15 protein-coding genes are annotated in these 11,587 nt (G+C 36.0%); 3 read left to right on the top strand and 12 right to left on the bottom strand.

Going from position 1 to position 11,587, the window contains the following annotated elements; translation table 11 throughout:
• Window positions 1-412 precede the first annotated feature (412 nt).
• The 3 genes from FHS59_RS23045 to FHS59_RS23035 form a co-directional block, all read right to left on the bottom strand.
• Window positions 413-1,096: a hypothetical protein gene (locus tag FHS59_RS23045; protein ID WP_184498750.1), complete on the bottom strand. Its 684-nt coding sequence runs from the start codon at window positions 1,094-1,096 to the stop codon at window positions 413-415.
• A 158-nt stretch (window positions 1,097-1,254) separates the two neighbouring features.
• Window positions 1,255-1,992, bottom strand: a complete 738-nt coding sequence (locus FHS59_RS23040; protein ID WP_184498748.1) for a DUF4304 domain-containing protein — start codon at window positions 1,990-1,992, stop codon at window positions 1,255-1,257.
• 120 nt (window positions 1,993-2,112) lie between these two features.
• Entirely contained in the window at window positions 2,113-2,469 is a 357-nt protein-coding gene (locus tag FHS59_RS23035) for a hypothetical protein (protein ID WP_184498727.1), read from the bottom strand.
• A gap of 225 nt (window positions 2,470-2,694) precedes the next feature.
• On the opposite strand from FHS59_RS23035, the gene FHS59_RS23030 reads away from it, so the two are divergent.
• Window positions 2,695-2,916 (top strand): hypothetical protein, encoded by a 222-nt coding sequence (locus tag FHS59_RS23030; protein ID WP_221444575.1) that lies wholly within the window; start codon window positions 2,695-2,697, stop codon window positions 2,914-2,916.
• A gap of 93 nt (window positions 2,917-3,009) precedes the next feature.
• Here the strand turns inward: FHS59_RS23030 and FHS59_RS23025 are convergent, their stop codons facing one another.
• Window positions 3,010-3,609: a hypothetical protein gene (locus FHS59_RS23025; protein ID WP_184498746.1), complete on the bottom strand. Its 600-nt coding sequence runs from the start codon at window positions 3,607-3,609 to the stop codon at window positions 3,010-3,012.
• A 318-nt stretch (window positions 3,610-3,927) separates the two neighbouring features.
• A complete protein-coding gene (locus tag FHS59_RS23020) occupies window positions 3,928-4,527 on the bottom strand; it encodes a hypothetical protein (RefSeq protein WP_184498733.1) in 600 nt (199 codons plus the stop codon).
• Between the two features lie 201 nt (window positions 4,528-4,728).
• On the opposite strand from FHS59_RS23020, the gene FHS59_RS23015 reads away from it, so the two are divergent.
• Window positions 4,729-5,034 carry a hypothetical protein gene (locus FHS59_RS23015; RefSeq protein ID WP_246388599.1) on the top strand — a complete coding sequence of 102 codons (306 nt, stop codon included), beginning with the start codon at window positions 4,729-4,731 and terminating at the stop codon, window positions 5,032-5,034.
• Here the strand turns inward: FHS59_RS23015 and FHS59_RS23010 are convergent.
• From FHS59_RS23010 to FHS59_RS22980, 7 genes are all read right to left on the bottom strand, one after another.
• The gene (locus FHS59_RS23010) at window positions 5,028-5,570 is read right to left on the bottom strand and encodes a hypothetical protein (protein ID WP_184498731.1); all 543 of its coding nucleotides are present in this window, start codon (window positions 5,568-5,570) and stop codon (window positions 5,028-5,030) included. The genes FHS59_RS23015 and FHS59_RS23010 overlap by 7 nt on opposite strands.
• Before the next feature lie 191 nt (window positions 5,571-5,761).
• Entirely contained in the window at window positions 5,762-6,496 is a 735-nt protein-coding gene (locus FHS59_RS23005; protein ID WP_184498729.1) for a hypothetical protein, read from the bottom strand.
• A gap of 145 nt (window positions 6,497-6,641) precedes the next feature.
• Window positions 6,642-6,998, bottom strand: a complete 357-nt coding sequence (locus tag FHS59_RS23000) for a hypothetical protein (RefSeq protein ID WP_184498727.1) — start codon at window positions 6,996-6,998, stop codon at window positions 6,642-6,644.
• 363 nt (window positions 6,999-7,361) lie between these two features.
• Window positions 7,362-8,513, bottom strand: coding sequence for a DUF4221 family protein (locus FHS59_RS22995; RefSeq protein ID WP_184498725.1), 1,152 nt, complete (start codon window positions 8,511-8,513; stop codon window positions 7,362-7,364).
• Window positions 8,514-8,517: 4 nt separating this feature from the next.
• Window positions 8,518-9,657: a DUF4221 domain-containing protein gene (locus FHS59_RS22990; protein ID WP_184498723.1), complete on the bottom strand. Its 1,140-nt coding sequence runs from the start codon at window positions 9,655-9,657 to the stop codon at window positions 8,518-8,520.
• A 276-nt stretch (window positions 9,658-9,933) separates the two neighbouring features.
• On the bottom strand, window positions 9,934-10,548 hold the full coding sequence (locus FHS59_RS22985) for a hypothetical protein (RefSeq protein ID WP_184498721.1): 615 nt from the start codon (window positions 10,546-10,548) through the stop codon (window positions 9,934-9,936).
• Window positions 10,549-10,621: 73 nt separating this feature from the next.
• Window positions 10,622-11,017 (bottom strand): hypothetical protein, encoded by a 396-nt coding sequence (locus FHS59_RS22980; RefSeq protein WP_184498719.1) that lies wholly within the window; start codon window positions 11,015-11,017, stop codon window positions 10,622-10,624.
• 241 nt (window positions 11,018-11,258) lie between these two features.
• Here FHS59_RS22980 and FHS59_RS22975 point away from each other — a divergent pair.
• On the top strand, window positions 11,259-11,587 hold a 329-nt coding region (locus tag FHS59_RS22975), incomplete at its 3' end, for an IS110 family transposase (protein WP_184498403.1).

The raw sequence follows: 11,587 nt of genomic DNA, 5'->3' as shown, positions 1-11,587 counted from the left end.
TCTCAATCCCGTACAGCTGTCGGGATGTGAGTCCAATAATTAGGAACTCAATTTTAGTATGGGGCTGGAGCACTTACTAAACTAACCGGAAACTGAGACCATAAATAGCATGGATCTCTGATTGCCTGTCCCGATCAAAATCGGGAGAAGCATGGCTTGCCCGCCAGAGGCGGCTAAATATTTTGATGATCGCAAGATATGGACTGATTCTGCAGAAGTAAAGAACAAGGCGAGTGGACCTGTCGACCGAAGGTGGACAACCCACCCGCAAGGCAGCGCTTTGTCCATTCTTGACTTCTTCCAACCAGTCCAAAAAACAGGCAATCAACTCAAAACAGCCAAAACAAAGAAAAAATGCTAGAAAATGAACTTTTGATTATTCATGGAAGCCGATGTTAGCAGCTGCCTTTTTTTATTTTTCTCTGTTCTCATAAAAATATTCACCAAGTTCAACCACTTTATTTTCTGTCGAGTCTTTCGCTTGTTTTCTGAAATCGTTTAAAAGTTGGTTGGATTTTTCATTGTCAAACGTTTTTAGTGTCTCGTTGGCGTCTGCTCTATAAACTTCGAGTTCAGAAGTGTCAAACAGTAATTTACCCATTAGTTCAGTCGCTGGTTGATAGTCGATTTTTTGAAGTCCGAGAATTGCATATCGTCTATACTTCATGTCCTTTTCTTCGATTTTCTCGGTCAAAATTGGTCCAATCTCATAACCCGCTTCTTCGATCGGTCGGATAATGTATCCTTCGGCAACCGATTGGTTATGAAAAACAGAATAGTAATGGAAAGCACATTTTTTGTCGACTACTTGTCCAACTGCAAAGTGATAAGTTAAGGTAAGAGCTAACACAACTCCCGCAGTCTTAATTTTTTTTTTTCTTAATTGGAGAAGTCCAAATACAACGAGGTTTGCTGTCACCAACCAAAAAATTGTCTTGTAGAAGAATATCGAAGTCAGGGCAATGTCCAGCATTAGCAATTCTTTTCCTTCTGGATTCCAAGCGTAATTATCCGTCCAAGTCCACATTTTCCAAAATCCAATTACCAACAAACTGGTAATCAAATAGGGTAATATTTTCTTGGTGAGTGTCTTCATTTTAGGTTGCTGCTAACGGGTTTCAGCTTGGAGACGGCGGGTATTCGAAGCCGCTCTCTTCCAACCTACTCCTAACTTCTTAAAGATACTGATCTTTCTACTTACTCTGATCCGCCCGCTGTATCCAAGGTGATGTTACCACATGGCTTTCTTTTGTTTTAGAGTTCGATTTCATAATAATCTGAAATCTTTTTTATGAAGTCTACATAAACTTGATTTACATGAGGCTTTGAAGTGTAAACTTTGCTTGTCCCATTAGGATAATTTATTGTATGTGTAGTTTCTTGAGGATTCAAAGCATTTTTATACTCAACCTTTATGTGTTTGGCAGCGACCTCTTTTTGATTTGTTATCATCAAAAATATAAACTTCCCCATTGGTGAAATCATATAAATCCGGTCACCTTCATTTTTATCTACAAGCTCTACAAGGTTTTCAAGGAAATTATACTTTTCAAAGTGCGGAATTAAAAAACATTTAATGTGGTATGCAACTTGTTCTCTTATTACCTCAAAACTCTCTTTATTATTTAATTCATACCAATGGTCTTTACGTTTAGTAAGATTTCCGATTCTTCCTTGAATAAAACAATCATTTACTTGAGGCGACAAAATTGATTCCTCTTTTTCACTTAAAACACTATTGATTTTTCCATAATAAAAGCCCAAGTTAAAAGTGAAGCTTATGCTTTCATCATAGGAATTCCACTTGCTTTTCTGAATATTCAAACATTGGGAAATTTCATTCAAACTTCTATTAAAATGAAGTTCCTTTTTCTTGAAGCCTAAACCTTTCAATACAGGAACAACGGTCGATTCAAGAATATCATCAAACTGTTGCTTTAGATTTGCTTCTTGCATTGCTGTTTTTTTATGCTTGGTGGTAACGTTTTGCATATAGCTGGTGGCAGTTTCGAAGCACTTTTCTGTCCCCGAAACCGAAGCTGGCTACGGAACGAAAACCTTGCTGGTAGCCGTTCACCCGCCATAAGCTATATGCTGTGTTGTGTACAGTTTTCATTTATTAATCTCTAGTAAGCTCAGTTTTTCAACAAGAAAAAATGGTAAAGATTGTAGTCTATAAGTCGCTATTACAAGCGGCTTCAGACTTGTTGGTTTTCCATATTCAAATTCCAAGTTAAATTCCGATTCCAAGTATTTAAAAATTCGGTCATTACACTTTATCTCTCCTTCAACCCAATTTGTCCAACCAAACAGAATTTTCTTAAATCCTTTCCTTAAAATTAAAAAGTCATCATCAATTCCAGCGTCAAATCCATAATACTTGGCAGTAACAATCCAACCTCTTTTTCTTAATTCTGAGATTATTTCATTCCATTTTTCAGTTTTTATATTAACTGCAGTCCTTTTCAAATTTTGCTTCTGTTTTTTGGTTCACTCAAATTGTACACAACGCTTGTAGTTACAGCACTCCCGTCACCTTATTGCGTCTATATTCGCATTGTCCACAGGGGATTGGAGTTTTGTCGAATCCAAATTAAGAATTTCGTCGATCTCTTTACCTTGAGTTTGAAAATATTTATTGAATAAAAAGTAACAATTCCCATTCTAACCCCTTTCGTCAGAACTCGGAATCCAATGGAGCAAAAGACTACGAAATACTGGATCAACTCAGAACCTGATTCACAGCAAAAAGAAAAAACATCCAGTAAGGAATTCGATACAGAAGACGTGAAAATCTACTCCCTTAGAATCCCAACTCCTATGTTTGACAAGCTCAAATACGAAATCGGCCAAGAAACCAAATTATCGATGAGGGAAATGATTTTGAAGGCTGTAGCGGAGCATTATGGGATTTAGGTGTTTACGGTCCTCATCTTGGAGACGGCGGGCTTTTTGGAGCAGTATTCTTCAAGCTTACTCCTAACTTTTTAAAGATACTGATTTTCATAGTTACTCGGTACCACCCGCTGGATCTAAGGTGATGCTATGCCTAGGCATTCCTTCCGAATAATCAATAATTAAATACTTTAAATTCAATTCACTACTTAATAGGCTCATTGTTCTTTCTCCAATACTTGAATAGTTTTTCACTTTATGCTTAGGCAAATGTCCATAGGGGTTTTCAGTCAATTCTCTAAGATCATTTTTATAAACTGACTCTTCAAGAGACCCACTAATTAATTCCACTATTTTTCCTGAATTAAGAACTATTGAGATTGTATTTAACCATTTCCAATTATCACATTGTCCCCTTGACATCCAACCATTAAACGTGTACTCATAAAAGTGATGATATTCAAGTAATAAAAATTTCACATCATTTATCTCAATCTTTCTTTTAAATAGAAATGAATGAAATCTTAAGATTTCACTTGACTTATTAAATGTTAGGTATTTTCTTTTCCCTTTAAACACCTCTATCTCCTTGCCCCCTATATCAATATCAAATTCAACAAATCTTGTTCGGAACGGAAAATCAATCTTTAAAATTTTTGGCTGATTAGTCCTCCCTTCAAAAATTATTTTGTCTCTGACAGTTTTTAATTTCAATACTTTATTAATTGATGATAGTGAAAAATAGATTCCAATTATTATTAGAAGAACGAAAAAGTCTAGAAACTCAAATTTAAATCTTTCTAACCCTAGTTTGTGACTAAAATATGTTGTCATAAAAATGAGGACAGGAAACATGACAAATAGAATTCTGTTAATTAAAATTTTCCTAATCATTTGGGGATCAGTTCATTTGCTTATGCATAACGGCCCCGCTAAGAAACGTGCGGCTTTCGAACCGTAAATGTCTTCGCGAGAAGAATTTTCGTTTGAAAGATAAATCTTGAATTTTTACTGTTCACCGAGCATGTTTTCTTAGCGATTGTTGGCAGCAGCTTTTCTATTGAAATATTTTTCAAATTCTTCCCTTATGTCTACCGGGTTAATGACCTTGGGTAAACTATCTGGTTGAAACAGTATTGTTGTCCAGCCTCTTGAAGCAGAAGATTTTGTGTCAATCAGTAATGTCTTTGAGTCAGCCTGTATAAACTTCAAATAACGAGTCTTAGGGTTAACCGATTTAACACCGTTCTGAGTCATAAATTGATCTGCCTCATACTTGTAATAGTTGTTGTCGTCTGCAACGGTGTAAAAGTCATCACCTAATTCTTTAATCATTTCTTGAACTTCAAGGCTGTCAGGACTCACGAACACAATAGCGTCCTGCTCAATGACAGTCGGGGTGTGTCCATTTGATTCGGTTACAACATAGTTGTTGATGTCCATTGATCTGTAGTAGGCGTTCCAATTTTCTTCTTCCGTTTTCGAAGATTCTTCTACCTGTCCAGAGTCGTCTTGTTTAACAGAATCTTGAGTAAATGGGTCAGCTTTTTCGGGTTCCCTGTTCGTCTCATTTGGTTGGGTAGAACATCCCATGAGTTGAATCGTGAATATGAAGAGAATCAGTCGTTTCATTTTAAGTTGCTGCCAACGCTTGTAGTTACAGCACTCCCGTCACCTTATTGCGTCTATATTCGCATTGTCCACAGGGGATTGGAGTTTTGTCGAATCCAAATTAAGAATTTCGTCGATCTCTTTACCTTGAGTTTGAAAATATTTTTTGAATAAAAAGTAACAATTCCCATTCTAACCCCTTTCGTCAGAACTCGGAATCCAATGGAGCAAAAGACTACGAAATACTGGATCAACTCAGAACCTGAAACATATCAAAAAGAAAAAACATCCAGTAAAGAGTTTGACACTGAGGATGTGAAAATCTACTCCCTTAGTATTCCAACTCCAATGTTCGATGAACTCAAATACGAAATCGGCCAAGAAACCAAATTATCTATGAGGGATATGATTTTGAAGGCAGTACCGGAGCATTATGGGATTTCGTGGTGGTTTCACCTACCAGTCTCGGAGGAAAAACAATGCAACGCACACGACGTAAACCTAGTTGTTACCCACTTCTGTCAATAGGGCTTAGAAATCGATATTTGTTCAACTTCTTTATTCTCATTCAAATCAAAACCTAAACCTATAGTAGGATATTTTACAGGAGCCCATCCAACTTCTGATTTACCAAATAGATTTTCAACAGCTGCTTGACTGTCTCCAATTTGAACTCCTACATTTGTGGTTACATTCTTACTATATATCCTTACCTCTGCAGGAGGGATTTGAGTGAAATCAAATTGATTGCTTTTGAGTATAAATCCGTCTGAAAATGGAATTTCTTTATCGCTCTTGAAAAAAAATTCTACACCTTCATCATTGTAAATTATTCGAAAAAAGGAAGTTTGATTTATAGGCTTAAGATTTGAATCGACTGTTGAGGCTGTTTTAGCTTCTATAGGTTCATAATTAGAACCAAATTCGTCAAGGATAATATCTAAGTTTAATTCCGAAACCTTGAACTTCTTATTGTTTACTTGAAAGTAAGCTTTTTCATATCCTGGATATGAGTTTTGAGAAAAGGGTACAAAAAAAAGAAAAATAAGATGTTTTAGTTTCATTTCCGTTCGAATTAAAATATTAGCCCTTCACTCTGTGCAAAGTACATCAATTGTGGCTAACGTTTTGCATATAGCTGGTGGCAGTTTCGAAGCACTTTTCTGTCCCAGAAACCGAAGTTTGCTAAGTGAACAAACCTTTCGGAAAGCCTTGTCTGCCCTATGTTTTCTTAGCCATTGTTGCCAGCAGTGTTTTATTTTTTTCTTTTAAAAATCAATCTTCTTTTAATTCCATAACGGCTTTCTGTTAACTCTAAATTGTCATTGAGCGTGTATTTGATATTGATAATGTAATCAGATTTCCTCAAGTCGATTCCATCATTATCTATCAAGTATCCGTACTTTACTTCTAATGAGTCGTTTGAAACTATAAATCTGTTGTCTCGGTCAAACTGAATTTTGAGATTGTCTAACGAAGCTCCTAGAAATGTTCTCTTTTTTTGTTCGTCAAGGTAAATCTGTGGGAAATTAGGGTCAGGTTCAATAAGCTCTGAAGAATTGTAATACCAAGTTCCTATAAGCTGTGTTTTGATGGAGTCTCCAATTATGAATCGGTTTAATGATTCATTAAAAGTTCCAATTTCCGGCCAAGGATCCCGATGAAAAAGTCCATAGTAGTCTGGATTGGTCAGCTCTATGGTATTTGAGTCAACAATTTCAATTGATAAATAGGGTTCGTTTTCTTTTAGAACTTGATTTTCCGAAAGGTTCAGTTGTTTATCAATCACGTAATTATCTGCCCACCAAGTCGTGCGGTAAAAATGACCTAAGCTGTCAATAAACACGAATTCTCTCCAGTGGTCGTCTTGCGATGAATGAAGGGAATCTGAAATCCATTCACCTTTTAAAAAGTCTAAAGAAATTGTGCTTTGGCTCCAACTAATTGTTGTCGTCAAGAGTAATGACAATATGGTGAGTAGTCCTTTCATTTACATTGCTGGCAACGTTTTGCATATAGCTGGTGGCAGTTTCGAAGCACTTTTCTGTCCCCGAAACCGAAGCTGGCTACGGAACGAAAACCTTGCTGGTAGCCGTTCACCCGCCATAAGCTATATGCTGTGTTGTGTACAGTTTTCATTTATTAATCTCTAGTAAGCTCAGTTTTTCAACAAGAAAAAATGGTAAAGATTGTAGTCTATAAGTCGCTATTACAAGCGGCTTCAGACTTGTTGGTTTTCCATATTCAAATTCCAAGTTAAACTCCGATTCCAAGTATTTAAAAATTCGGTCATTACACTTTATCTCTCCTTCAACCCAATTTGTCCAACCAAACAGAATTTTCTTAAATCCTTTCCTTAAAATTAAAAAGTCATCATCAATTCCAGCGTCAAATCCATAATACTTGGCAGTAACAATCCAACCTCTTTTTCTTAATTCTGAGATTATTTCATTCCATTTTTCAGTTTTTATATTAACTGCAGTCCTTTTCAAATTTTGCTTCTGTTTTTTGGTTCACTCAAATTGTACACAACACTTGTAGTTACAGCACTACCGTCACCTTATTGCGTCAATATTCACATTGTCCACAGGGGTAGGATGTGTTGTGGAAACCAAATTAAGAATTTCGTCGATCTCATCAAGCGGGCTTTGAAAATGTTTTTTGAAACTACACTGATGTTCTGGAAGCTTTAATTGAGATTTTTCATTTTGTCACCCAAGTCAATTAATAACTTGTGGGTTGAATAGTCAAGTTTTTCAAAAATATTCCCAGATCTAATATCTTCAGGCTTGGCTTTAATAGCGCAGGCTTAGAAAAGTATAGGGCTTAGATTGAGGGCGATTTTTTTTCCTTTATTAAAAATCAAAAGTGAATACTGCAAAGCCGAGTTCGTCTTCTATATTGACATAAGACCAGAGTTTGCCGTCCTTCCAGAAGTAAGTGGTAGGTGGTTCCTTCATCCCTTTGACCTTAGTTTCCCCTACTACATTAAATTCCTCATCGTAAGCAAATAGGTATACCTCATAAGTGGATGGATCCGCTCGATTTTCAGCTAAGTAGGTTTTTTTTCCAAACCTCAAATACAATTCCCTTGTTTTGTCCCAATTAATTTCCATGTAATTGACTTGCTCGTACACCTTCCTCTGATCTTCCTCAAAAGCAGTAACATTATTGTAGTCTTCCATTAGATTAATGTTCCACTTATTTGGCACGGTCTTGTGCTGGATATCTATAAATTTCACACTATTGGTCTTAGGATCCATTAGGTAAAAACCGCTCATTGGAGCAGCTGAAATAAATAATTGACCGTTTTCTTTTGCGATGTAGTCATATGCAGCAAAAAAGTAAATCATACTGTTTCCGTCAGATTCTGCCACATAGGTTCTGCTAAAATCACTGACTGATTTCATTTCGGGGATTGGAAATGTGGTCACTTTTTTGGTTTCCGGATTGATAATGAAAAGCTGCTTTTCTGCATTTCCTTCTTTGTATGGTTGCGTGTAAATCTGATTTTCCTCAAAATCATAAAAAGCACGTTGATACAATTTTGAAAAGTCATTAGCGAGTTCTGAGTCAATATCCTTTGGAACTATTTTTAGGTTTTCAGTTATTTCTCCTGTTTTGCGGAATTTTGCATAACTCTGATTGGCCAGAATAGCTAGTCCATCATCCCCACTTATTTGAAAATCCATAATATAGCTCCCCACCCCGTTTGGCCCTTCCTTATGAAACTCTGTTTTGCTGAATAATCTCAATTCATTCAAATTCACTTGGATAAGTTTCAATGGATCTTTTTCAAAAAACCAGAGTATATCCTTGTTTTGACTAATTCCAATTCTTCCAAGGCCATAAGGAATTACAAAAAAGTCTTCTCCAGCATCCACCGACACGGTATCGACCGAAAAAGTCAGGTTTTCGAGAATGTTTTTCTGTTCAGTTGATTCAGACTCTTTGCCACTGCAGGCAGCAAGAAAGGCAAGGAGGGAAATTGTAAACAGTCTTTTCATGCCACTAAAAATCAAAAGTGAAAATTGCAAAGCCGAGTTCGTCATCGATGTTGACATAAGACCAGAGCTTGCCGTCTTTGAAGAAATAGGAGCTTGGGATTGTTTTTAACTTATCCAGTTTGGTTTCACCTATTGTATTAAAATCTTTGTCATATGCGAGAATAAACACCTCGTATTTTACTGGATCACTTTCCTGTTCTCCCAAAAATGTCCTGCTGGCAAAGCGATAAAATCGTTCTTTTTCCTTGTCCCATTTCAATTCATGGTATGAAACCTGACTTGCCACTTTTCGGTATTCATCCCAAAAAACAGACTCCTCAGTTACTTCATTTAAGATTTCACCAGATTTTTTTGTAGGGATGATTTTATGTGGTAAATCCACAAATTTCAATCTGTCGTTACTAGTATTATAGGTGTAGATTCCACTTCCTACGGTACAGGTGATAATTAAAGTTTCATCAATAAGAGTCAGGGAGTATTCCTCCATTTCAATGGCTTTACCATTTTCTGTATTCCAGAAAACCTTAAAATCTCCGGCAATATCCATTTCTGGAAGTTTGATCAATTTCACTTTATTATTTTCTGGATTTATAATTGCCAAATCTTTAACACCTGATATATATTCTCCCGGAAGAGAATAGAGAAGGCCTGACTTTGGATTAATAAGTATTGCATTTATCAGGGTCAATGGATCAGTTTCTTCAAGCCCTTCTGCTTCAGTAGGTTTAAAATTTAATCTTGAAACTAACTTGCCTTGTAGGTTGTAGATTCCTGATTTTGAAAAAGTGGGAATAAAAAGGGTTCTATCAGGTAAAATTTGAAAGTACGTGGCCTTGCCAATTCCATTTGGTCCTTCAAATTCATATGGATAAGTGGCTTTCAGTTTCAGGTCATTCAGATCTATCTCCTGAAAAATGGTTTGCTTCCGGTCAAAAAATATGAGAGATGATTCATCTGCTGATATGTCAAAATACCTCAGTCCATTGGAGAGATTAATAATTTCTCCTTTCGAATCCACCACCACCGTATCAATAGAATAAGTCAGGTTTTCGAGAATATTACGATCATTGGGAAATTTGGAGACTACGGACTCTCCACAGGAAAAAAATAAAGCCAAACTAAAAATCAGGAGCAGTCTATGCATTCTAAAGAGTTTAGAATGGAATTTAGTTAATTCACTGCAAAATAATTAGTTAATAAATCTAAAAAATTAATTCAAAGCTCAATTGTTGATCACTTTAGATTAGAAGTCATCAACAATTCCTGCATCTAACCCTAAATACTTGGCTGTCACAATCCAACCGCTTTCTCTTAACTCAAGGATTATTTCATTCTATTTTTCAGTTTTTATATTAACTGCAATCCTTTTCAAACTTTACTAATGTTTTATGATTAACTCAAATTTCCCACTACGAGTTAGCTAAACTTCGTTTTTATTCAGTATAGAATTTATTTTAGTCAGTTTTATTTCAGTCCTAAACTTCCCTTTGTCCCCAAAACCTAACAATTCTATTGTCCCGGATTCTACTGGGTTCATGATCCAGCTCAAAGGTTTTAATTTGGCAACCTCTATTAATTCGGGCTTTTTTGATGGTAATAGACAAAGGGTCATTCCTTTTCCTTTTTTATTTATGCGAATCAGAAAAAGTCCTATCTCAGTGTTTAAGTCAATTTCATCAAAGAAAGTGTTGTTAAGTGCTTCAATTTCTGGCTGAGATCTAAATTTTAGTAGAAACCTGAATGAGTCATCCCAATCTTTCCAGTCGGGGAAGTCTAAAGTTTCAGATTCAAGTAACTGCATTGATTCATCGTTACTCAAGGCCAAGGACTCAAGTGAATAAGTGTCAAATTCAATGTGATTATGCCAAACATCCTGTTCGCGTGGCTTAGGCTCTTCAATACCTCTTTTTTTATGAATAAGATGTTTTCCATATGCAATCGGAACATAGAAGAGCATAAGGAGTCCTCTGATTACTTCCCATAATTTTAGCCATGGGCTGTATTTGTAAAAGTTTTCAGTTACTTCAAATTCCATTTTGCTCTAATTGACTAAGGTTTGGCTATACTGCGTTTTAATGTAGTTCAAGTTTTGTTGTGTACAGTTATTATTATCCATCAATTGATACTTTAATAGCACTCATATCCTTCATTTTGACCGTGAATAGATGGTTTAGGTCATGGTCTGATTCAAATGCAATTTCCCATGTGATTGGTTGTTTATCACATCGAGGAAGGAACATATATACAGGTCTGAATTCTTTTTTAAAATCTTTAATCCTAAAATCCTCTTTCCAATTTTTGAATTCTACCTCAATTTTAGGTCCAATGGAAATCACTATTTCGTCATACTTCTTTTCAATTGATAAAAAGAAATCCTTTTGATTTTGTTTCGGGCCGTTTTCGTCTCCTTCAACTCCTAATTCTATTTCAGACCCTTTTGGATGAAATTGTCTATTACATTCATAGTAATTCTTTGATTTATCTTTAAAAGTCAAATGAAGCATGCTACCAAAGAATTCGTCATAAATTTTATGTTTCTTTCCAAATAAAAAATCAAATATTCCCATTTCTTGGCTAACGGTAAATTGTATGAGTAGTGGCAGATTCCGTGGTACTTTCCTGTCAAACCGCTAAGCAGTTTGAACGGGCTACAAACCTTGATATTTAGCACTTTCCCTGCCATTACTTATAGTTCCCATGATATAATCTGGTTCGTTTTTAAGACAGAACCAAAAAGAATATATCATGGACACCGAAGTTTCTCCTAAGTTATTCATTGGTATCGATGTGCACAAGCGACAATGGAGCGTTTGCATCTTTACTGCCAATTGCCACCATAAAACTTTCAGTCAGGCACCTGATCCCAAAGCCTTGAAGTCTTACTTGGATAAGTTTTTTCCAAAATATCAGATCATCTGCTGTTATGAAGCCTGTAAGTTTGGTTTTTGGATCTATCGGGATCTAAAATCTTTTGGTTACGAATGTCTGGTGATCAACCCAGCTGATCTTCCCACTACCAATAAAGAAAGTAGTGAAAAAACCGATCCTGTGGATAGTCGCAAAATGGCCAAAGC

Source organism: Algoriphagus iocasae, assembly GCF_014206875.1.
Classification (GTDB): Bacteria; Bacteroidota; Bacteroidia; order Cytophagales; family Cyclobacteriaceae; genus Algoriphagus; species Algoriphagus iocasae.
This window is presented reverse-complemented; position numbering and strand designations above follow the sequence as displayed.